Consider the following 24,341-nt stretch of genomic DNA (forward strand, 5'->3'; position numbering starts at 1 on the left):
TATCATTGATTCATGGACCGGCTATTCCAATTCTGCGACGGTCACACCGTTCCCGCCTTCTCCGTAATTGCCCAGCCGGTAGCTTTTAATATGTTTATGCTTACGCAGGTAATCCTGAATACCGGAACGTAAAATTCCTGTACCTTTACCGTGAATAATATAAACTTGGCCCAGGTTGGCAAGGAAAGCTTCATCAATGAACCGGTCTGTCTCCATCAGGGCTTCTTCCAGGTTGGTACCACGCAGATCCAATTCACTTTTCACATTGTCATCACGTGTACGTTTCATACCTGTTACCGGTTTTTGCTTTGGTTTGGCTGCGGGAGCCGATTGCTGCAGTTCCAGGTCATCCAGGGATACTTTCATTTTCATAATCCCCAGTTGTACCATAGCGTCTTTGCTACCCGCCATCTCTACAACATGGCCTTTTTGATTCAAACTGTAGACAAGCACTTCATCACCAGGACCGATAGCACGAGTCTTCGGCGCTGTTGCCGTCTTCTTGACCGTTTTCCTGCGTTTCTCCGGTTCAGCCTCGTCCAGCTGTTTGCGGGCAGCAATGAGTTTGTGCTCCTTCACAGAAGCACCTTCTTCCATAGCCAACAGGCGAAGATCGGCTATAATCTTCTCCGCTTCCGCGCGAGCCTTGTCCACAATGCTGCGTGCATCTTCTTCTGCTTTTTCAATCCGGCGATCACGCTGTTGTTCCAGCTTCTCCAGTTCGGTCTGATGACGACTGCGTAATTTCTCCATATCCTGGCGCAAGCTCTCTGCCTTCTCACGCTCTTGTTCGGCCGTAAGACGGTTCTCTTCAAGAGAAGCAATCATGTGCTCAATCCGTTGATCCTCTTCCTTCACTTCGCCACGGGCGTAGTCGAGAATGTAACCCGGCAGTCCCAGTCGCTCTGCAATGGCAAATGCATTACTTCGTCCAGGTACACCCACCAGAAGGCGATAGGTTGGACTCAGTGTGTTGATGTCAAATTCCATGCTGGCATTAATGACACCTTTACGCTCATATGCGTATGCTTTCAGTTCACTGTAGTGAGTGGTTGCAACCATGCGACATCCCGTCCGGTGCATATGCTCCAGCATGGAGATCGCCAGTGCGGAACCTTCAGCCGGATCTGTCCCTGCGCCAAGTTCATCGAGTAATACCAAACTTTTTGGTGTCATGTTTTTCAGAATGCGAATGATGTTGGTCATATGACTGGAGAAAGTACTCAGATTCTGCTCGATACTCTGCTCGTCCCCAATGTCTGCATAGATCGCATCGAATACACATAACTGACTGCCATCCTCAGCCGGAACAAATAAACCGGACATGGCCATCAGGCTCAGCAATCCGATCGTTTTGAGCGTTACCGTCTTACCACCCGTATTCGGACCTGTCACGATAATGGTTGTGTAATCATTGCCCAGCTCTATGTCGATTGGAACCACGTTTTCAATCGGAATCAGTGGATGACGGCCTTTCTTGAGCTTCAGGAACCCGCGGTCATTCATGCGAGGCAATGTTGCTTTCAGTTCACGAGCCAGACGTGCTTTGGCAAAGATAAAATCAAGTGATCCCAGCAAGTCGACATCATACAACAGCCACTCTCCCTGCTCACTGACAAGTGCCGTCAATTTCTGCAAAATAATTTCTATTTCGCGTTCTTCCCGAATCCGGGTCTCGCGTAATTTGTTGTTCATTGCAACAATGGATTCTGGCTCAATGAACAATGTAGCACCCGAACCGGATTGATCGTGCACAATCCCGCCAAAGTACGAACGATATTCAGCTTTCACCGGGATAACAAAACGGTCTCCTCTGATGGTGATGAGCTGATCCTGAAGCATCTTGGATACGGTAGAGGATCGAATCATGGAATCCAGTTTTTCGCGAATCCGCGCTTCTCCGCCTCGCAGCTCACGACGAATCTGCGCCAACGTTACGCTTGCACTGTCGGCAACCTCTGCATTATCGTCAATACAGATTTTGATGGCATCCTCAAGCGTTTTTTGCTCTGACAGTTGATCACTGATATAGAACAATGATTCGATGGGCTCATCTTCATGCAAAGTACCAATCTGACGTTTCAATCGCCGCGCTGCAAAGGTTGTATTGGATATTCCCAAAAGTTCGTGAGGGTTAAGTGTGCCTCCAATTTCAGCACGTTTGATGGAAGCCGTGATATCTACAATTCCCCCAAACGACGGTGAGCCTTTCAGGCGATCAAATGTGAAGGCTTCATCGGTTTGCTGCAGCAACCGCTTCACTTCTTCAAGTTCACTGCTTGGTTCAAGTTGCTCCGCTTTCTTTTTTCCCATGGTCGTCTGGGCAAAGCTCAGCAATGTATTTAAAATTTTGCGATATTCCAGTGTGTGTAAAATTTTCGTGTCCAAGTGTACAACTCCTTCCAAACTATATCTGTATTATAACGAAAGAAACTTTCTTACGCTATTTAACGAATCCTTCCACACATAACTTCAAACATAACACCACAAACTACAGGTGTCAGGATTGTGCAACCTCTCCATCCCCTTGGAGTTGCCCTGCTCAGTTCAATCCGAATAAAAGGAGGTAAACACCATGAATTTCCTGGGACATGTCGTGCGATTTATCATCGCTGCAATTGTATTAATGGTGGTCAGCTGGATCGTTCCCGGATTCGCCGTTGGTGGCTTCTGGAGCGCTCTGTTGCTTGCTCTTGTCATTGCCCTGCTCGGCTGGATCGTTGAAGGTATCTTCGGCAAAAGAGTCAACCCTTTTGGTCGCGGTATTGTCGGATTTATCGTTAGTGCACTGGTGATTTGGCTTGGTCAATATGTTGTAGATCATGTTGAAGTCAGCCTGCTCGGTGCCATTCTCGCTGCGCTGGTTATCGGGATTATCGATCTCTTCATCCCGGTATCCACCCCTTTTGATGCCGGACGAAGCTCCAAAAGTTAATCTCCACTTCACCTTAACGTCCCCATGAATTCTCCTAAACCTCTGAAGGCCCAGTGCCGGAAGGGGTTTATTTCATTCGGGCAGTACACACGCTCTGCCGTACACGTACAATTTTCAAAAAAACGACATACGCAGCGTGTACAGGCATCCACATATTGCGGTATGATGACTGGAGCAATCATTCAAATTTTATCCATATCACGCTTTAAGGAGGCACATGATGAAGAAAGGCATAACATGGTTTGCTGCCTGTATGTTAATTCTGGTCCTCACTGCATGTGGAGGGGCAAAACAGTCCGCAGAATCTGGCAGCAATGGATCCGATGCTGATGCTGGAGTTACAGCCAGCGAAGAATTGGTCATCAAGGCGAGTAACTATGAGTTCGATCAACCTGAGTACCATCTTAAAAAAGGCGTTCCGGTCAACATTGTTTATGAAAATGAAAACGGAAATCACGGTATGCTTGTGCCTGAACTGAATCTTCAACTGGATATCAAAAATAGCTCCAAAGTCATAACCCCGGACAAAGTTGGTGAGTTTGAAATGTCCTGTTCTGTCTTCTGTGGTTCAGGACACAGCAGCATGATCTCCAAAATTATCGTTGAAGAATAGTATTCAAGACAAGGAGCCCCCGCAGCGACGGGAGCTCCTTCTTTAGTATAACAAATTGTACCAGAGTACGTTGCCCACGAGCCAGTTCTGCTGCATTCATTCCGCTATGTCTGGTCCTGTTCAATCAATTCAATCCATTCGTTATATTCCGTCTGCAATTTCGTATATTCATCATGCAACTGACGATATTCCGTGTTCAGCTGCTCTGCCTTCTCCTGCTCCATTTCACGTTCAACCTGTAACAAACGTAATTGATTGGCCGCTAGTTCGTAACGCTCCCCCATCTCAAGCAGTTCAGTTTCCATGATCTCTTTCTCTTGGGTCGCTTCTGCACGTAACTTGTCCAGCTGCTGTCGTTCTTGCTCCAGTCCCTCCAGCAACTCACTACTTGCCGCACTTTCTCTCTTCCAAACCGTCAGTTCATTCTCAAGTGCAGCCCAGCGTTCCTGCCAGGATTGTTCCTGAGCCGCCCATTCATCTGCACGGCGTTGCCATACCTGATCGTTCTGCTCTGCTTGTTCAACGCTTGAGCGAAGTTCTTCTTCACGTCTTGTCAACTGCTCCAGACGGGATGCCAACTCGGCCTGTTTGGCTGACAGTTCTTCGTGTTTGATCTGCCACTCCAACGCTTCTTCCTCAGTCTGGGCTAGCCGGCTCTCTTGCTCCGAGTAACGCTCGGAAAGTTTAGCTGAAGACTGTCTCGCTTCTTCAAGTGCGCTCACAATCTCTTGTTTCTCCTTGCTCAATTCATCCAGCTTGGAACTGTAATTCTCTTCCCGTTGTAATGCATCACTGTAATCATTACGGATTTGTTTATAGTTATCCTGAAGTCGGTTCAGCTCTTCCCGAACAACATTTAGCTCAACTTCAAGCTGATTGCGTTTCTCTTCCAAAAGCTCTGCATCCTTCTGGTATTGCACAGCCTCTTCATGGTTGAAACGAGACTCTTCCTTCACCACGGACAATTCATCATGAAGGGATTGCACACCAGACTCCAACGTTTCATTTTGTTCAGCAACTTCAAGAATCTGATTCTCCAGGTCTCCGATCTCAGCCAATCGCTGCTCAGCAAGGTCCTTCAAGGACTGCTCACGTTCCGTAAGCGTGCCGATCTCATTCTGCAATGTACGCACCGCAGCATGAGCCTGTTCAAGTACCTTATGCAACCTGCGCTGTTCCTCTTCCGACTTCACTTCAGCCTCACGAAGCTTTTGGGCTTCCTGTTCAAGCTGTGCATGTTGCTCCTGAAGTTTGCGTAGCTGTGCTGTGAGAGAGGTTTCTCTATCCACAGTTTCATTATACTTCTGCTTCCATTGTTCCTGTAGATCACGGGATTGCTGGGCAGCCTGTTCCGTTTCACGCAGAAGCTCCTGCAACTGGGAACGGTCCTCTTTCAACTGCTCCAGTTGTTGTTCCAGTTCCGTAATTCGGCGAGTCTGAACTTCCTGCTCCTGTTTACGGACCCCATGCTCATGACGTAACGATTCCAATTGACCACGCTCATGCTGAAGCTGCTGTTCTTGCTCTGCAACCATGTCCTGTGCACTGATGAGCTGGGTCATCACTTCTTCTAATTGCTCTTCGACATCTAATAGTCGAGCCTCCGCCTGTTTACGTTGTTCCTCAAGTTGCTGCTTGAGCTTGCCCTGTTCTTCTTGCAACAAGGCCTCTGCCGCCGCTTCGGCTTCTTTCGCCTGGGACGCTGCTGCTTCCTTGGCTTGCTGCAATTGTTCCTCGAGGGCTGCTTCTTTCTCCATCCATTCGAGTTCCAACTGCTCGGATAACGCCTTGAACTCCGCATTCAACTGATTTATCTCAGTCAGGCGCTTCTGCTCCGCTTGTTCCTGCAAGTCAGCCCGTTCCTGATTCGCCTGATCCGTGAGCTCTTGTGTCTGTTGCAGCGCTTTTTCTTCAGCCTGTTGAAGACGAAGTTCCATCTGTTGCTGAAGTTCGTTATATTGCAGCGCTGCCTCTTCCTGAGCTTTCTTCAGATTGCTCTCTGCCTGCTCCAACTCTGACAAAATGGCCGACTCGGCTTCTTCCTTGGCTGTCTGGACCTGCTGCGCAGCCTTGGCTTCAATCTGTTGACGTTCTGCAACGGCACGGCTTTCGGCTTCTTTTAATTGAACTGCAGTCTTGTCCTGCAACTCTTTATATTGCGCCGCAGCTTTGGCCTGCGCCTGCTGCAATTCGGCTGCAGAACGGTTCTGAGCTTCTTTGAGCTGGGAAGCAGCCTGTGCCTGTGCATTTTTAAGCTGGTTAGCCGCTTTCTCTTCCATTTCCTTCAGCTGTTTCGTTCCCTTGGCTTCTGCTTCCTTCAGTTGTGCCGTCGCTTGGGCCTGCAATTTCTGCACTCGCTCCGTTGCTTGAGCGCGTTCTTGCTCCAGCAGCTTATTCAACTTGGCTATCTCTGAATTTTTGTCCGATTCGGACTTTTGCAACGCCTGCTCTGCTTCAATCTTCAGCTGTTGCAAATCAGCAAGAGCATGGTCACGCCGTTCCAACTCTTGTTGATGTTCATTTTGTATGGCGTTCAACCGATTCAATTCGTTTCTCAGTTCTGTACGTTCTCCAGTGAGCATCTTCAGTTCATTACGGATTTCCTGAGTCTGAAGAGACTGTTCAGCCATATGTACAGCCGCCAGTACCGCAATACGCGGAGTATCCAGACGGGAATTTTGCTTGGAGATTGCGCCCATACGCTCATCTACCAGGTTAGCTACTTGTTTCATATAGTCGGCACTGCTGCCAACCAGTTTATAGGAAGTCCCGTAGATCTCTACGGTGACGCGTGTACGATCAGGTGTAGTCACAGTTGTGCCCTCCTTCAAGTCTGTATGTTGATTCTAAGCTGTAATCACAAAAAAGTCACATCGATCCTCTAATGCTAAGGATTCGATGTGACTTCAAACAATTCCTGCTAATCTTTGTTCAAAAAATCTTCTTTTGTCCTATTTACGCAATTCCGCTCCGAATTGCTCTTCCAGACGAGCCACTACACGGGCATGAACTTCAGTAACTTCCTCATCGGTGAGTGTACGTTCACGATTCCGGTATACCAGTGCCATCGCCACGCTTTTCTTGTTTTCACCCAGTTTACTGCCAGTAAACACATCGAATACCTGTACGTTTTGTAACCATTCACCCGCCGATTCACGAATGGCGCGCAGCATATCTCCTGCTTCAACATCCTCATTCACAACAACCGCGATATCACGTTCCATGGCCGGGAAACGCGGAAGCTCACGATAACGAATGTCAGCGTCTGCTTCATTATAGATCGATTCAAGTGCAATCTCTGCGATGTACACATCATTCAGATCATACTGCTGTTGCAGTTCCGGGTGCAATTGACCCAATGTACCGATCAATGTACCTTCCCCGCCATCCTTACCTTCCAGGTAAACCGATGCGGAACGTCCCGGATGGAATCCTTCAGGGCTGTTTGCTACCAAGCGAATGCGTTGTTCAAGCCCCACATAGGCGAACAGATGCTCAAGAGCACCTTTCAGATCAAAGAAGTCTACTTTCTCCGCTCCAACATTCCACTGCTGGCTTGCACGATTACCGGTGAGCAGCAAGCCCAGTACCGGAATCTCATGTGGTTGCTTGGTCAACTGATCTTCTTCAGTGAAGAACACATTGCCCACTTCAAATACAGCCAGTGAATCCTGTTTACGGTTCATATTATACACCGCTGCATCCAGCATTTGCGGCAAAATACTCGTACGAAGCACACTGCGGTCCTCGCTCATAGGCATCGCGAGTTTCACGGCTTTACTTCCTTGTGTCAACGCCGGAAACAGGGTCGCTTTATCCGGGTGTACAAAGGAGTAACTGATCATTTCCTGCCAGCCACTGCCTGAGAGCAATCCACGAATCGTGCGGCGCATTGCTTGAGAGCGTGTATATGCCCCTGGAGTCGTCGGTCCTTCAATCCATGTGGTTGGAATGTTGTCGTATCCGTACAGGCGTGCAATCTCTTCAAACAAGTCTACATCGAGCGTAATATCCCCTCTGCGTGTTGGCACTTCCACATCCAGCAATCCTTGATCAGCATCACCACATGCAAAGTGCAAACGAGCGAAGATCGTTTTTACCTCAAGCAAAGACAGATCGGTTCCCAGATAACGATTCAGTCTGTCCAGCGACAATTGAATTACACGTTTCTCCGCAGCTTCTGCTCCAGCTTCAACGATTCCCTGGTGCACTTCACCTTCAGCATAACGCTGAATCAGTTCAGCCGCACGATCCAAAGCCGTAATCACCGCACCCGGGTCTACTTCCTTCTCAAAACGCATGCTTGCTTCGGAACGCAGCCCCAGTTGGCGCGACGTTTTCCGAACGGTTCCGCCGTCGAACTTGGCGGACTCCAGCAACAGATTCACCGTGCCTTCCGATACCTCGGAATTCTCGCCACCCATAACCCCAGCGATGGCTACAGGTTTCACGCCGTCTGTGATGAGCAACATGTGTGGCTCCAGCTTGCGCTCCTGTCCATCCAGCGTAACAATCGTTTCGCCTTCGTTGGCCATCCGCACTTCAATATGGCCCTTTTCCAGCTTATCCGCATCAAATGCATGTAGCGGTTGACCGTATTCGAGCATGACATAGTTCGTAATATCAACAATGTTATTGATTGGGCGAACACCTGCCGCCATGAGACGGTTTTGCATCCACAGCGGGGAAGCACCCAGCTTAATGCCAGTTACATAACGAGCTGCATAGTGAATGCATTGCTCCTGTGCCTTGATCTCTACAGAGATATGATTCGCGGCTGCATCACCAATTTCAACCAGTTGGTCTTTGGGACTTGGCAGCTTCACTTCACGACCCAGAATGGCACCCACTTCATAAGCTGCACCACGCATGCTGAGACAGTCGGAACGGTTTGGTGTCAGGTCCAGTTCAAGCACATGATCGTCAAGACCAAGAACCTGGCTGATTGGCGTGCCAACCTCTGTTTGTTCTGGTAGAACGAGAATACCTTCCTGCTGATCTTTCGGCAGCAATTTGTCATTCATGCCCAGTTCTTTGGCGGAACAGATCATGCCAAGGGAGACAACACCGCGCAGTTTGGCCTTTTTGATATCCAATCCACCAGGGAGCTTCGCTCCAACCAGGGCTACGACTACTTTTTGGCCTGCATCCACATTTTTCGCACCACACACGATCTGCAGATCTTCTTCCTGACCAGCATCGATGACACATACATTCAGTTTGTCTGCATCGGGGTGTTTCTCCTTGCTCTTCACATAACCTACAACAACTTTATTCACGCCCTTGTTGCGGTTCTCCACTACATCAATTTCGACACCCGCACGGGTGATTTTCTCCGCCAATTCCTGTGGCGTCACACCTTCAAGGGAAATATAATCAGACAGCCAATCTGTCGATACTCTCATGGACGTTCACTTCCTTCATCTATAAATTGGTGTTCCCGGTTCATTCGCTTGCTCTATATGGTTAATCTTTCTTGTCTTAAAGTTACAGCCGTCCAAATTGCTTCAGGAAGGTCAGATCACTGTTATAGAAGTGACGGATATCATCGACACCATACTTCAGCATCGCGATACGTTCTACGCCCATTCCGAATGCAAAACCACTGTATTTCTCCGGATCATAACCACCCATTTCCAGTACTTTCGGGTGAACCATACCGCCGCCCAAAATTTCAAGCCAGCCTGTTTGCTTACATACGCGACAGCCGCTGCCGCCACATTGTACACAGGTTACATCCACTTCCGCACTTGGCTCTGTGAACGGGAAGAAGCTTGGACGCAGACGAATTTCTGTGTGGGAACCGAACATTTCGCGTACGAATTGCAGCAGGGTTCCTTTCAGATCGCTCATACGAATGTTTTCGCTAATGACCAATCCTTCAACCTGGTTGAATTGGAAAGAGTGTGTCGCATCGTCGTCATCACGGCGGTAAACTTTACCTGGGCAGATGACTTTGACAGGCACTTCGCCCTTCATGCTCTGCATGGTACGTACTTGGACCGGAGATGTATGGGTACGCATCAACAAGTCTTCAGTAACATAGAAGGAATCCTGCATATCGCGCGCTGGGTGATTCTTCGGCAGATTCAATGCTTCAAAGTTGTAATAATCCATTTCTACTTCAGGACCTTCCGCAACACGGTATCCCATACCAATGAAAATATCTTCAATCTCCTGTACCACTTTGGTCAGTGGATGCAGTCCGCCTTGACGTCCACGACGTCCTGGAAGGGTCACATCAATTTTCTCGGATTGCAGACGCTTCGCCGTCTCTTCCTTCTGGAACTGATCCTGCTTGCTGTCGATGACTTCCTCAATGGCAGCCCGAACATCATTGGCTACTTGACCAATAACTGGACGTTCCTCCGCACTAAGTGCACCCATACCGCGCAGGATCTCAGTCAATGCACCCTTTTTCCCCAAATACTTTACACGCAGATCACCGAGCGTCTGCGGATCATTCACACCAGACAACTGCTCCAGCACTTCGATCTTCAATGCCTCTAAACGTTCTTTCATGTGTAATTGCCCCCTTTTTGTGGTGTTTTTGCAACAAAAAAAGGCCTTCTCTCCCCTGAAGGGACGAAAAGACCGTGGTACCACCCTTGTTAGACATCCATTGCTGCGTGGCCCTTCTGGCCTGCAACCGGTTCTGTCTCACTTTGTACGGAATAACGACCGTTAACCGTTTGCCCCTACTGTTGCCTCTGTGTCTGCACACAAACAGGTTCAGGGAACCGCTTCGGAGTGAATTTCGGCAGCCTTGTTCTACAGAAACGCTCTCAATCTACGGCGCTTCCTCCCTGTCCAGAGGCACTGCTTACTTATCTCCATCATCACGTTTGCTTAGTTTACCTATATCGATGTAATCATCGATGATCGTTCATAATTATATGCAAAATAGATCGAAATAGCAAGCCGTCCATGTTCTAATTTATGCTTGCACCCTTATCTTTCAATTGTTTCAGGCGCTGCTGGATTTCACGAATCTCAGCTGCCTCGACTGCTCGTTCATTCGAATGCTCGGGCTGTGTCAGACTGTCTTTTCCAGCAGTGCTCACAGGAGACAGCAACTCCGATAGGCGCATCTCCAATCGTAACCGCTCGTCATCGGATTCACGAGTCTCCAGCGCATGCTCCCGAAGTTTGCTGGACTGCTCCCAATCCGACACGCCTCCTTCAAACAGGGTTGCTGTGCCCCCAGCCTCCAGATCGCACAATCGATTCGCGAGTGTCTTTGTCAGCATCCGGTCATGGGATACAAGCACCAAAGCACCTGAAGCCTGTTTTAATACATTTTCCATGACTTCCTGGGTATCGATGTCCAGATAGTTCGTTGGTTCGTCCAGCACCAGCAGATTCGCTCCGCCAAAATACAGTCTCAGAAATGCCACTCTGCACTTTTCCCCCATACTCAAATCCCCAATGCGCTTGAACACATCATCCCTGGAAAATAGGAAACATCCCAGAATGGTACGTGCCGCACTTTGTGTCATGGATGGAAGGGTAAGCAAGCTGTCCAGCAGCGTCTGATTCTCGGGAAGCCCTTCCAGCTCCTGTGAAAAGTAACCGATTTTCAGCTGTGGATGCCGTGTGACCTTGCCTTGCGAAGGTTCCAGTTCACCAATCATCAACTTCAGCAGTGTTGTCTTGCCCGTTCCATTAGGACCTCGTACAGCAAGCCGATCTCCACGTTCCACAGCAATCCGAAGATCGCGCAGCAATAGTTTGTCTCCCGTATATGAAAAACTCACCTCTTCCAGCGCAAGCAGCTGGCGTGCAGCCAGTGGATTCATCTGTAATTCCATGTTCAACTTTGCAGCTTCACGCGGTTTATCCACCCGTTCCCGCTCCAAACGCTCCAGCTGTTTTTGTTTCGCATGGTAACGTGAAATATTTTTGTTGGCTTTGGCCTTGTAGAAGCTCTGGGTGATCTTCACCTCCACATCAGTCGCCGAATTATGCGCTTTATGGAACCATTCCTGATAATTTCGAATCGTTTCTTCCAGCGCCTTACGTTCCAATTCCTGCCTGCGGTAGATCGTTTCCTGTTCGCGTAATTCACGCTCTTTGTGGATCTTGTAGTCGGAGTATCCGCCCTTGTATTTGGTCAGGGCATCCGGACTGAACTCAATGACTCCTGTTGCTACCTGATCAATAAACGTACGATCATGTGATACAAATAACAGCGTACCTTCATATGAGGATAACCACTCTTCCAGCCAGCGCATGCTTCCCTCATCCAGATGATTCGTCGGTTCATCCAGGATCAGGAATTTGGGTTTGCTGACAAGCAACCCCGCCAAACGAGCCTTTGTTTTTTGTCCACCACTCAAGGAATGATAGGGTCTATTCCAATGCTCTGCGGATAATCCGAGGCGAGTCAGTACTTTCTCTACCTCAGTCTCCCACATATAACCGTTCAACTGTTCATATTGCCCCATCACTTGTGTATAAGCTGCAAGCAGCTCTTCATCCGCTTCAGTGCTCATGCTCAACCGTTGTTCCAGTTCTTCCAAGTTCCGTTTCACTTCATAGATCTGACCGCTCTCACGACGGACCGCATCCAGTACATTCATCCCGGTCTCAATCTCCGAGCGCTGGCGCATGAATCCCCATTCCTGCTGAGGGCTATGACGTTCAATCCGTCCACCACCATGCTCCTCACCCAAAATGATGCGTAACAACGTTGTCTTGCCGCATCCGTTGCGACCCAAAATGGCGAGTCGTTCGCCCTCATTAATCTCCAAATTCAATCCTGTAAACAATTCAATACCGTTCCACTCTTTTGATACTTCATGTAAGCGTACCAATGTCATCATGAGGCCTCATCCTTCCTGCATCCTTTTTGCTGAACAAAAAAAACCGCTGGCATCAGCCGGCGGTTTGGCAATTCAGGGTTGGATCAAGCATTCAAAGACAGATCTAAGGTAAGCTACGGCATGAACAAAGAAACCCAAAATACAGGGTACACGTAAACCTCAATGGCTTACTTGTTCCATACCTTTTCCCATAGCTGAATTTGGACACACGAATCCCCTCATTGCTCAGCCGCTCTGGCTGACTGCGTCATAAAACCGTCTGCAGTTAACTGGGGTTCAATTCATGTGTTTTACTTCATGGGACGTATGGTTACCTCTCATTCATGTGTAGTATCAATTTCTCCGTTATTGTACCAGATCATTGTAAAAAAGCAAAGGGTATATACATTAAACTAAAGAATACTTACTTACTCGCCACTCCGAAAACAGAACAATCTTCTGATCGCTGTTACCACGGGATTTCCTTTAGCGCAATAGAAAAAGCCCCTGCATCGCAAGGGCTCCGGTACTGCTTCATTAAGCGGGTGATGGGAATCGAACCCACGCTATTAGCTTGGAAGGCTAAAGTTCTACCATTGAACTACACCCGCATGATTGAAGATTTATTGTTAAGTTCCTTAGGAATTTAACAGTGATTTTACAAATAATAATATACCATGATCCTCTATAGCATGCAAGTCATATTTTCCATTTTTTTCATTACGCATCCATCAAAAAAAAGCAGGAGCACCCTCGCGCCCCCGCTGTTCCCTATCCTGTAGGCTTATCCACATCTCTCAAAAACTGCTTTTCAAATTCAGCGGCTTTAATCGGTTTGCTGAAGAAATAACCCTGAGCCTCGTGACAGTGTTGATTGCGAAGAAAGACCATCTGATCTTCGTTCTCCACGCCCTCAGCTGTGACTTTCAGTTGTAAATGATGCGCCATTGAGGTGATGGTAGATACGATCGCTGCGTTATTGCTGTCCTCCATGACTTCATTCACAAATGAACGGTCAATCTTAAGCCGATCAATCGGCAGATCCTTCAGATAGTGCAACGAGCTGTATCCCGTTCCAAAATCATCAATACTGATATGCACACCAATTTCTTTGATTTTGCGCAACTGTTCGAATGACCGGTCTTTATCAAATGTCATGCTCTCTGTAATCTCCAGTTCAAGCCATACAGGCTCTAGTCCCGTCTCTTTGAGAATGCCATTGATATTGTCCAACAAATGGGAATGCCTGAATTGTCTCATCGACAGATTCACCGAAACACACAGTTTACGATAACCGGCTTCCTGCCACTGTTTGTTCTGTGCACACGCTTCACGAAGCACCCATTCGCCAAGTGGCACAATGAGCCCACTCTCTTCTGCCAGAGGAATAAAATCCGCCGGAGATACCGAGCCTCGCTGCGGATGCTGCCAACGCACCAAAGCTTCCATGCCAACGATTAGCCCACTTTGCAGATTAACCTGCGGCTGGTAGACCAGGTAGAACTGACCTCGATCCAACGCCTTGCGCAGATCATTCTCAAGCTGCAAACGCTCCTGTGCCTTCATCTGCATCGCATGGGCAAAACGATTCAGTTCCATTCCTTGTTCCTTAGCACTGTGCAAAGCCGTATCTGCATTTTGAATAATCTCCAGTGGTGACTCCCCATCATGTGGGAAAATAGCCATCCCAATTCCAAGTGTCAGATGATACTCATTGCCATCAACCAAGACGGGCTTCTCAAAAAGTTGCAAAATGGATCTTGTCCGACGCAACGCTGTATCGGTTGAACTGAAATCTGTCATCGTTAATGCAAACTCATCTCTTCCCAATCCAAAGACTTCTTCTCCTGGAAGGGACAATTGTTTCAGTCGTTGACCTACCTGACGCAAAACACGGTTAGCCGCTTGCTGTCCAAGCGAATCATTAATGGTTTTGAACCGATTAATATTCAGGACCAATACACCAACAAGCTGTTCCTGTACCACGGCATCATCCATCATCTTTTTCAACTGCTGTGAAAGGCGACGACGGTTTGGAAGTCCCGTTACATCATCATGATGAGCAATATAGTTCATCTTGGCTTCCGCGACCTGCTGTTGCAGGAAAGGTGTGTCCACTACGGACGTATACAGCCCTTTTTGAATGAAAAAATATGCCATACAATTACTCAGCAATCCTAATAACAGATTGAGATCGTTCACCCCAGTTGCTGAAACAAAATAACATTCACCAAAAAAGAAACACAGAATGCCACATAGAATGGTTGGTAAATCACCATCTTTGGTTTTTTTCCATTGTACAAACAAAAGAACTGCAATAATGCCATAGAGCAATCCAACCATAAGATGAACTCGAGTGAAGATACCACCAAGCACTTCCCCATCAAGCATACTCGGCAACATGCTCCATTCCTGAATAGCCAGTATGTACAAAATAACAAAGGTACCCAATGTCCCACTTAACAGTAAGAATTTGCGTGGTAATGCAAACTCTTTCTCATTTAAGGTATACACGAGCAGTAAACCTACGGAACATACCAAAGATCCCATGGTTGACATCATTAAGGAGAACTCCGATTCCATCATGGCTCCATTTGGAATCTCTTCTGCAAATGAAACGATATGAACCAGTTCAAACAGACCAATCAATAAAAAGAGTGTTGTCAATAATGTCCTCCGAAGCGTTAGCTTCTGTGTCCGAAACAACCAGCTTTGATTATAGATGCCGATACAAGCCGCTACCGCAGCAAATCCACCCAAGAGTGTCAAAACCGGGTAACCCGATATGATCAGATCAGAGCTTGAAGAAGAACGAAACCATTGACTTGCGAGGAAACATAATAAGCCGCCCACAGCGACCCAAATTATTTTTCTCTGATCTTGCAGATTAACCTTCATGCCGTGTTTTCCTTCCCGGGATCACCTATCCTGAATTACATTAACCAAACTCAACAACTTACTACATGATTCGACAAAAAACATATTAACCAACGTTCAATTCACATGCATACACATGCTATCTGGTACATAATAACATTTAATTTTGTATACGTGAACTAAAAAATAGTTACTCCTAGGAATATTTATTCACAAATATATAGAAAAACAAGGCATTAAGAACTAAAAAAACATGGATCTCCAGTTAGAGTCCATGTTTTCCTATTTTACAACTGTATTTCAGACTATATTACTTATCAAAATTCACTTCTGGTGTTGTTAATTTATCATAGAAATCAACAACCTTATCCTTGTCTTCCGATGAGCGAATCGCCATCGCTGAACGTGGATGCTCGTCCAACGCGCCTGTAATCATGTAAGGCAGAATGTAACCCCATTCTTCTTTTTCTCTGAGTGGAACCATCAACTGTTCCAATACACCAAGTACTGGACGCAGATTGTATTTTGTTCCTTTCAGATGAGCTACGAGCAATTCGGTTGGACAGTTTCCAGCAGCACGGCCCATACCATACACAGAAGCATCAAGCAGTTCGACGCCAAGTTCTGCCGCAACCAATGTGTTAGAAAACGCAAGTTGCATATTATTATGTGTGTGAACACCAAGACGTTTGTTAGGCAAGTGAGTCTTGAACTTCTCTACCAGATATTTCACATCATTATGGTCCAAGCTACCGTAGGAGTCTACAATGTAAACAACATCCACAGCGCTTTCTTTGATCAATTCAAATGCTTCCAGCAATTCATTCTCCATAACATTGGAGAGTGCCATAATATTAAGTGTAGTTTCATATCCACGATCATGGAATGTTTGAACCAGTGCAAGTGCCTTGTCTACATCTTTGCTGTAGCAGGCAACCCGGATCAGATCCAGCATGCTCTCACTGCGAGGCAAGATATCATTTTCGTCCACACGTCCAACGTCAACCAGTGCAGACAGTTTGGTATTGCCTTTTTGAGGAATAACTTTACGCAGGAAATCATCGTTCAGGAAACGCCATGGTCCTGCTTCCTCGGCACCTTTAAGCAACTTTGGAGAGTTCTTATATCCAATTTCCATATAATCAACGCCAGCTTCATTCAATCCAGCATATAGCTGTTGAACAAAGTCCACGCTAAAGTCCCAATTATTCACCAATCCGCCATCACGGATCGTACAATCTACAATTTTGCAATGATTTGTCTTCATTAATGTCTGCTCCTTTTCTGACCAACTTGTGTATTCCTCTCATGATACTTGAACGTGACAAGAAAAGTAAAGGGATTCCGGACTTATTTACTTCGATAAGATCTCCAGATTCGGTCAATCTCAACCATATCGGAACGATCGGGAGCTTTCTCTCCATAACGGACGGCATTATACGTATCTGGTAGTCTCGCAGACAGCTCATCTTCTTCTACCTTCATACCATTCTGAATAATGGTCTGTGCAGCCTCCAGCGGAGTGTGTGTCCGCTGTATTTCCACGCCTCGATGAGCTGCTCTTTCAATCCAAGTCCGATAGTAATACCGAACACGTTCGGCATCCTGTGCAGGGGGCGCCTCTTTCTTGCGAAACCAATTCTTTCGGACTTTTGCTGGCGCATCAAGCGTCTCACTGACATCGATATACTCCGTCCGTGGTTCTGCCTTCTTTTCACCTGGTTGTAACATCCCCTTGAATCGGTCCATAAGTCTGTTTATCGTTTTTTGTCCCAACCTCAGAAGCAGCCACAGAATTACTCCTGCTACAGCACACATCACTACCCATCCGAGGATGTTCCAGAAGACTGAGGGCTCGGATGGCGGCTCTCTCCAGTCATTCGGTATATTTAACTGCTGATTGGGGTTGTCCATTGGTAATCGTGGCTCCTCGCCGGAAATCGGACCAAACCATCCCCTGATCCATGCGAGCAAGCGATCACGTAGCGGTCCCAGCCAGGCAGCCAGACTTGGGAAAGCACCAATCGCGACGATAACAATAAACATCCACATGAACCGCTGATGATTCGCACGTGCAAAATCTCTTAATACCAATCTTCTCTTGCCGTCATTGAGTATTGCCTGATCCAGTTGCAGCATATATCGTCCAACCAGCCAAAAGGCAAAGCTGATCACTCCCGCAATATAGATCCATAGGGTATAGGTTTGTATCGGCTGCATGAATTCCAACGAATTCGAAGCAATCATAAGCACGATCGCACTGATTACACCCATAATCTGCAAGCGCCATAACAACACAGAATGAAAGACTGGCTGGAAGGTCAGACCTGCATAAGCCGAGATGACTCCACACAGTACCAATGTGATGATATCCGGCAACGGGAGAATAAGGCTCATCCCAACAACGAGTGCGAAGAGAAATCCTATGACTAGTGCCGCTAGTCCACGAATGAGTATGCTTTTCTCGCTAAAACCTGGAATTTTATGCCGAATGAACTGTCCCAACCAACCTACAAGAACAACCAAGATGAATAATGTGTACGGCAAATGTTCCATTGCGTAGAATGAAGCAAGCGTAAATATCGGAAAAAGGTATATACCAGCCATCAAGACGGCAAGCATTGCTATGAGTCCTGTGGTCGTCGCTACCGGTCTGTTCCTCATGCACTCACCGCCTTTGTATTACCCTTCACGTCCTCTACCGGGAGAATCGTTACACGATGTCCTTGTTCGTGCAGACGTGCAATCTCGTGCTCCATAGCGGCAGATACATAGGATGTAATCAGCAGATAGCTGCGGATTTGCTGTGCTTCTTCATTCAGACGTACTTCATCATTCAGGAATTGCTCCATGGGCACCATACATTTTAACTCTGTCTCGGCCATAGCTTCCAGTAACCGTTCCAGATGGGGCGTGCCATAATCCGGCTCAATCCGAAGTGTATCGCGGCCTCCACCCACATGATAACCATTATGGGCGAAGCCTGCCGGCAACCCTCTCCCGATGGCATCCACTGCAGCCGTGGCAGCGTAACGAAGTGCCCGTTCAATCTTTTCCGGTCGAGTAACAACACTCCACATATCTGCAGATTCCTGAATATTGACTACAATCCAGGATTGCGGATCAGCCGTCCATCCCTGTTTGTAGACTTGTAATTCACCTGTACGTGCACTCGCTTTCCAGTGAATACGATTCATGGGGTCGCCTGCACCATAAGGCCGAACACCCAGGATCAAGAAAGGATCTTCAACGATCCATCGTGATACTTCCACTTCTCCCTGCCATACCTGATAAATTGCAGGAAGATCCTCTGCATTCACTAATGAAGGGTACACGATCATAGACATTTGCAAAGGAATTGGTTTGGTGGAACGCCACACACCAAAGAGATCCCCACCTGTCATCGTTGCTGTATTTAATGGATAAATCCCACGCTGAGTACATGTAAAAGGATGCTTGCGCGTAATACGAGTAAACGGTTTTAACGTAAAAATACTCTTATGGTTCTGATAGATTTCGCCTTGACTAATATCCATACCTGAGCCGGAACGAAATACAAACGACACTGGCATCATCGATTCAAGTCTGAGCCACGGTACGGAGACTCGTTTCTCATTCGATATCGTCTCCACCATCTCAAGTTCATCTCCAGCGTAACAACGCAGCTTGCTGAATTGTCTGCTGTACTTGAGTTTTCGCAGTGCAGGTCGTCCAAACCACACACCATGTATAACAACGACAATGCCTCCAACAAGGACAAGCCATAATAATGCCATAAGATTAACGCCCGCTTGTAGCGAGATTCTCCGTAGGCACTTCTGTCTGATTCAGAAGTTCCTGGATGATACGCTCCGCCAAGCCCTCTTGTTGTCTGATCCGGTTACGGAATACCAGTCGGTGCGCCAGCACAGGTTCCGCCAGTACTTTAATATCATCAGGCAAAACAAAGTCTCTGCCATGCAGTGCAGCCCATGCCTGACTTGCCTTGAGTAATGCCTGAGCCCCTCGTGGACTTACGCCAAGCGAGAGCTCTGGATGTTGCCTTGTCGCTTCGGTTAACTGAATGATATATCGTAGCAGATCTTCGTTGATTTGCACTGTTTTATACGTATCCTGCGCCTTCAAAAGTTCTTCACGACTGATCACTGCCGAGAGATCATCAACAGAACGACTGGCTACCGTACGTCTCAAAATTTCTACACTCTCTTCACTGCTTGGATAACCCATGCGAATTTTCATCATAAAACGATCCATCTGCGCTTCAGGTAGTGGAAAAGTTCCCTGGTTATCTACAGGATTCTGGGTGGCGATAACGATGAATGGCCGTTCCAGCTGTCTCGTTGAACCGTCGATACTGATCTGGCGCTCTTCCATACACTCCAGCAAGCTTGATTGTGTACGCGGTGTAGCACGGTTAATCTCATCGGCTAGTACAAGATTGGCAAACAAGGGGCCGGGTCGGAATTCAAAATCCCCTTCTTTTTGATTAAAAAAATGAATCCCTGTTAAGTCAGAGGGCAGCAAGTCCGGTGTAAACTGTATCCGTTGGAATGTGCAGTCCAATGAAGAGGCTACCGATTTGGCAAGCATCGTTTTTCCGGTACCCGGTACATCCTCCAGCAGCACATGTCCTGACGCTATGATCGCTGTCATTACCAGCTCTATCGTATGCTCTTTTCCCACAATCACTTTTCCCACGTGATCCATCAGTTGTTGATTCATTTGTTCCATTCCTTGGATTTCCATCTGCATCTCATCCTTCCGTTATGGAGCTTATGTATTCGCATTCATTACTAACTATAACCGTTATTGGCAACATAAAACAAAGGAGTTGGCAAATGGCCAACTCCTTAACTCCCCGCTTTTCTCAATATACCAAGGGTAACATAATTATAAACCGCGTGCCTTCGCCCTTTTTGCTATCCACAGAGATAGTGCCTCCATGGTTTTTGATGATTCGGTAACTCACCGAAAGTCCAAGCCCCGTTCCGCTCTCCTTGGTCGTGAAGAATGGATCAAACAGACGTACAAGCGTGTTATGGTCCATCCCATGACCGTTATCCGCGATGGAGATCTGCACGAATTTGTTTTCCGTGGCGGTAGATATTCGAATTAGACCCGTATGTTCTTCGCCAACTTCCTCAATGGCATCCATTGCGTTTTTCACCATATTCAAAATAACCTGCTTAATCTGTTTGATATCAATGGACACATTCAGCGGGGCATCCCCTTCATCCAGTACGATCTCGCATCCCTTCATCAACCCTTCGCTTTCGGTCAGCAAGACCACCTCTTTGAGCAAAGAGTCGACGGATATCACGGTCTTCTGTGGAGCTGACGGTTTGGAAGAATTCAAAAATTCGTAGATGATGTCATTCGCCCGATCAATCTCCGTCAGTATGATTCGAGCGTACTCGTCTTTGCCGAGCTGCAGCAAATGGGGCCTGAGCAGTTGAATGAACCCACGGATTGCAGTCAACGGATTACGAATTTCATGAGCAATAGATGCTGAAATTCGCCCCAGCATCGCAAGTTTGTCATTTTGATAAGCGGTCTGTTCAATTTGTTTATAATCAGATACATCTTTGACGCTGAACAAGAAGTCGCCATCCATCTGATCACCGTACGTCACAGTAACCAGCCAATGCCTTCCGTATTCATCAATCAATTCATGATAGCGCTTACGATGAAAAATAGTTTCCCGATAGATACGTAAAATTTTCTTTTTCTTGAATCGGCTCATCTGCGGATGATGCAGCATTTGCATCAGGGTGCAGCCGCTCAACAGACTTCTTGGAAGTTCCAACAACTTTGCCATCTGAACGTTAATAAACGTCAATACACCGTGACTGTCAAACAACATAATACCGCTATCCAGATGTTCCAGTACATTCTCGTACTTGTTGTTATCCAGATGCACAGGCGGGAAACCATCCGTTGGTTGAGGCACTGTATCCTGAAATTCACTAATCATGTCAGGTTCCTCCTTTTCACGTAAATGATAAACTTGCCATTCGGACATCATATCATCACAGAAACAGGAAGGGCCGATTTTATTTTTCATTACCGGTGCCCTTTCGTTGGGGGGCTGAGCCGAAAATATGGATGGCATGGCCGGAACTCAAGCTGGTCTATTCCCGGTAACCAACAGTCGATCCGGAAAATCATATACGTTTGTTCCATTCTGACCTTCTCCTATTCCCAAACACGAACATTTTTTGCTCCGCCTCTTTGCAAGTCTGTTTTTATCATAGACAAGTTTATAGAAGAGAGTCAATCGGAGAAAGTGTCGAATGGAAATTATTTTAAAAAAAACCTCGAATTAGTTCCAGAACACAGCACAAAAACGAAGCCGTTTCACCCAGTAGGCAAATCAGCTTCGTTTTTAATATCTTTAATTGGTGATATATCCGAGAGCATCTATAGTCCGGTCTTATTATGCTGAATTTTCAGTCTGCGCTGACTCATCACAGCTAATCGACGTTTAAGTTCGCTTTCCCACTTCTCGTCTTTGGTTTCCTTGGCGAGCCTGAGCAAATCCAGAGCCATATCAATCTGGCGCTGCACAATGACCATGGCATCCTCGCTCTCACGGTTTACACAGTTTTCGAAAATGGCATCCTCATCTTCTGTAACATAATCTTGAAAGTCGATCTCGGATGCACCGTCTCCATGCGCATATTCAGCCAGGATTTCGTATTCGTTTTCCACTTTATAATGCACCTCAACCCGGTGACACACCGGGCAAAACAGCAGGGGAACATTATGAACCTGGGTGCGGTAATGCTTCAGCGTGCCCTTCGTTCCAACCATACTTGCCCCACAACAGTAACTCATTTTTGTTCACCCTCCTTATTACGTGCCGGGACTTTTTTGTTAAAATGCCATCCCGTACACTTACAGCACTTCCAAAAAGGAATAGTTCCATCAGTGTATCACATTCATGTACAGATTATAAATGCAGAGCACCGGAATATTTACCGGGTTTCCATACCCTATTCGCCTTGAAGGCCATCAATTCCTCTTTCAACAGATAAAAAGAAGACTTTCTTCTAATATATTATTAACACGCTTAGCTGCTTGTTCAAACACTTTTGATTAACTTCGTGATAACTTCCGCCAAAAGGGTGCAAAAAGCCCTCAATCCCTAACGGGATGAGGGCTTGAACAAAAACCGTTCAAGTTAATCTGGCTTACAGGTTAGTGTCGCCTGGTTTCCAGTTCATTGCACACAATCCGCCGGATTGCAGTGCTTGCAGTACGCGAAGTGTTTCTTCAACACTACGGCCTACATCGTTGTGGTTAACCACTTGATATTTCAATTCGCCTTCTGGATCGATGATGAACAGACCGCGCAATGCTACGCCTTCTTCTTCGATCAGGACGCCGTAATCTTTAGCCACTTGCTTCGTGATATCGGAAGCCAGCGGGAAGTTCAATTGACCCAGACCATTGCTGTCTACAGGTGTGTTGATCCATGCTTTGTGGCTGTGTACGGAGTCTACGCTCACGCCAAGGATTTCTGTATCCAAAGCTTTGAATTGCTCGGAAGCAACGCTCAAAGCTGTAATTTCAGTTGGGCACACAAATGTGAAGTCCAAAGGATAAAAGAAGAATACAAGCCATTTGCCACGATAATCGGACAATTTAACGGAACCAAAGTCTTGTCCGTCTCCCGATACTGTTTCCATTGCGAAATCCGGTGCTGGTCTACCTACCAAACGTTCTGCCATAACTAAAAATTCCTCCTTTGGGATTATGTAAGCATCCTTGCGGATTGCTCATCATCAAGAAAAACGCGTACGCTTTTCCTGTAATTAAAATGATTTGAACCTTGATAACAAGTACAAGTAAAATGTTATCATCCGGACTTCCCAAAGTCAAGATTATAAACATTATTTTTTTATAATCATTATAAATAAGGATTTTTCGTGGCAAAAATGATAAAGGAACAGCCCTCTGTACATTCCATAACTGGAAACAAAGGGCTGCCTGTAGTTGGTAATATAATTACGCCTGTTTCTGAATAGCCGCCACGATCAAATCGCCCATTTCGGTCGTGCTGATCGCTGTGCTCTTGTCTACAGCAATATCACTCGTGCGGTGTCCTGCGTTCAATACATCCGATACAGCCGCTTCAATGGCATCCGCACCTTCTGTATAACCAAAGGTTGTACGGAACATCAATGCCAAAGAGAGAATGGTTGCAATCGGATTAGCGAGGCATTGACCTGCGATATCCGGTGCAGAACCGTGTACCGGCTCATAGAGTCCGAAGCTGCCCTCTCCCAGTGATGCAGATGCGAGCATACCGATGGAACCTGTCAACATCGCTGCTTCATCACTCAAGATATCTCCGAACATGTTTTCCGTTACGATGACATCGAAGCTGGACGGACGACGCAGCAATTGCATCGCGCAGTTGTCTACCAGTACATGCTCCAGTTCAACATCCGGATAATCCGGTGCTACCCGGTTCACGACTTCACGCCAGAGACGGGAAGTTTCCAATACGTTGGCTTTGTCTACAGAAGCCAGCTTTTTGCGACGTCCTTGCGCAATTTCGAACGCCTGACGAACGATCCGCTCCACTTCTGTTACATTATATGCACATGTATCCACAGCCTCTTCGCCCTGTGCACTTTCACGTCTGAACTTCTCACCGAAGTAGATCCCACCTGTCAACTCACGTACCACCATCAGATCTGTACCTTCCAGTACTTCAGGCTTCAGAGTTGAAGCATCCTTCAGGCAATCAAATACGACAGCCGGACGCAGGTTGGAGAACAATCCAAGTGCTTTGCGAATACCCAGCAGGCCTGTTTCCGGGCGAAGCTCTTTGCTGTTGTTATCCCATTTTGGACCACCAACCGCTCCAAGCAGGACTGCATCTGCACTTTTACATACGCTCAGTGTTTCTTCAGGAAGAGGTGTACCCTTCTCATCAATCGCGATTCCGCCAAACAACGCATGCTCTGTCTCAAAACGATAACCGAATACTTCCTCCGTACGTTTAAGAACTTTCTCAGCCTCAGCTACGACTTCAGGGCCAATTCCGTCACCTGCAATAACTGCAATTTTTTTCACGTCTGCCATTGGGTTGTCCACTCCT

16 protein-coding genes and 1 tRNA gene are annotated in these 24,341 nt (G+C 46.9%); 2 read left to right on the plus strand and 15 right to left on the minus strand.

The window, feature by feature from the left end:
* Positions 1-21: 21 nt before the first annotated feature.
* Positions 22-2,388: an endonuclease MutS2 gene (locus tag PAEAM_RS26890; RefSeq protein ID WP_100529514.1), complete on the minus strand. Its 2,367-nt coding sequence runs from the start codon at positions 2,386-2,388 to the stop codon at positions 22-24.
* Between the two features lie 187 nt (positions 2,389-2,575).
* On the opposite strand from PAEAM_RS26890, the gene PAEAM_RS26895 reads away from it, so the two are divergent.
* Together PAEAM_RS26895 and PAEAM_RS26900 are read left to right on the plus strand one after the other, a co-directional pair.
* Positions 2,576-2,935, plus strand: coding sequence for a phage holin family protein (locus tag PAEAM_RS26895; RefSeq protein WP_017689637.1), 360 nt, complete (start codon positions 2,576-2,578; stop codon positions 2,933-2,935).
* A gap of 220 nt (positions 2,936-3,155) precedes the next feature.
* Positions 3,156-3,548 (plus strand): cupredoxin domain-containing protein, encoded by a 393-nt coding sequence (locus PAEAM_RS26900; protein WP_100529515.1) that lies wholly within the window; start codon positions 3,156-3,158, stop codon positions 3,546-3,548.
* A 104-nt stretch (positions 3,549-3,652) separates the two neighbouring features.
* Here the strand turns inward: PAEAM_RS26900 and PAEAM_RS26905 are convergent, their stop codons facing one another.
* The 14 genes from PAEAM_RS26905 to leuB form a co-directional block, all read right to left on the minus strand.
* Positions 3,653-6,361 (minus strand): cell division protein ZapA, encoded by a 2,709-nt coding sequence (locus tag PAEAM_RS26905; protein ID WP_100529516.1) that lies wholly within the window; start codon positions 6,359-6,361, stop codon positions 3,653-3,655.
* Between the two features lie 138 nt (positions 6,362-6,499).
* Complete coding sequence (gene pheT / locus PAEAM_RS26910; protein WP_100529517.1) at positions 6,500-8,953, minus strand: phenylalanine--tRNA ligase subunit beta; 2,454 nt, start codon at positions 8,951-8,953, stop codon at positions 6,500-6,502.
* A gap of 82 nt (positions 8,954-9,035) precedes the next feature.
* A complete protein-coding gene (pheS, locus tag PAEAM_RS26915) occupies positions 9,036-10,070 on the minus strand; it encodes a phenylalanine--tRNA ligase subunit alpha (protein WP_100529518.1) in 1,035 nt (344 codons plus the stop codon).
* Between the two features lie 410 nt (positions 10,071-10,480).
* Positions 10,481-12,373, minus strand: a complete 1,893-nt coding sequence (gene abc-f / locus PAEAM_RS26920; RefSeq protein ID WP_100529519.1) for a ribosomal protection-like ABC-F family protein — start codon at positions 12,371-12,373, stop codon at positions 10,481-10,483.
* 519 nt (positions 12,374-12,892) lie between these two features.
* Positions 12,893-12,963: transfer RNA gene (locus PAEAM_RS26925), tRNA-Gly, on the minus strand.
* 160 nt (positions 12,964-13,123) lie between these two features.
* The gene (locus tag PAEAM_RS26930) at positions 13,124-15,250 is read right to left on the minus strand and encodes a bifunctional diguanylate cyclase/phosphodiesterase (RefSeq protein ID WP_076318305.1); all 2,127 of its coding nucleotides are present in this window, start codon (positions 15,248-15,250) and stop codon (positions 13,124-13,126) included.
* Positions 15,251-15,539: 289 nt separating this feature from the next.
* A complete protein-coding gene (locus PAEAM_RS26935) occupies positions 15,540-16,496 on the minus strand; it encodes an aldolase catalytic domain-containing protein (RefSeq protein ID WP_047842252.1) in 957 nt (318 codons plus the stop codon).
* A gap of 83 nt (positions 16,497-16,579) precedes the next feature.
* Positions 16,580-17,893, minus strand: coding sequence for a DUF4129 domain-containing protein (locus tag PAEAM_RS26940; RefSeq protein WP_100529520.1), 1,314 nt, complete (start codon positions 17,891-17,893; stop codon positions 16,580-16,582).
* Complete coding sequence (locus PAEAM_RS26945) at positions 17,890-19,005, minus strand: DUF58 domain-containing protein (RefSeq protein ID WP_047842250.1); 1,116 nt, start codon at positions 19,003-19,005, stop codon at positions 17,890-17,892. Before PAEAM_RS26945 ends, PAEAM_RS26940 begins: the two co-directional genes overlap by 4 nt.
* A gap of 4 nt (positions 19,006-19,009) precedes the next feature.
* Positions 19,010-19,975: an AAA family ATPase gene (locus tag PAEAM_RS26950; RefSeq protein ID WP_047842249.1), complete on the minus strand. Its 966-nt coding sequence runs from the start codon at positions 19,973-19,975 to the stop codon at positions 19,010-19,012.
* A 121-nt stretch (positions 19,976-20,096) separates the two neighbouring features.
* A complete protein-coding gene (locus PAEAM_RS26955; RefSeq protein WP_100529521.1) occupies positions 20,097-21,203 on the minus strand; it encodes a PAS domain-containing sensor histidine kinase in 1,107 nt (368 codons plus the stop codon).
* Between the two features lie 446 nt (positions 21,204-21,649).
* Complete coding sequence (locus tag PAEAM_RS26960) at positions 21,650-22,066, minus strand: hypothetical protein (protein ID WP_017689649.1); 417 nt, start codon at positions 22,064-22,066, stop codon at positions 21,650-21,652.
* A 356-nt stretch (positions 22,067-22,422) separates the two neighbouring features.
* Entirely contained in the window at positions 22,423-22,962 is a 540-nt protein-coding gene (locus PAEAM_RS26965; RefSeq protein WP_036610146.1) for a peroxiredoxin, read from the minus strand.
* Positions 22,963-23,239: 277 nt separating this feature from the next.
* Positions 23,240-24,325, minus strand: a complete 1,086-nt coding sequence (gene leuB, locus PAEAM_RS26970) for a 3-isopropylmalate dehydrogenase (protein ID WP_100529522.1) — start codon at positions 24,323-24,325, stop codon at positions 23,240-23,242.
* Positions 24,326-24,341: the final 16 nt, after the last annotated feature.

The organism is Paenibacillus sp. GM1FR (assembly GCF_002803315.1).
Taxonomy (GTDB): Bacteria; Bacillota; Bacilli; order Paenibacillales; family Paenibacillaceae; genus Paenibacillus; species Paenibacillus amylolyticus.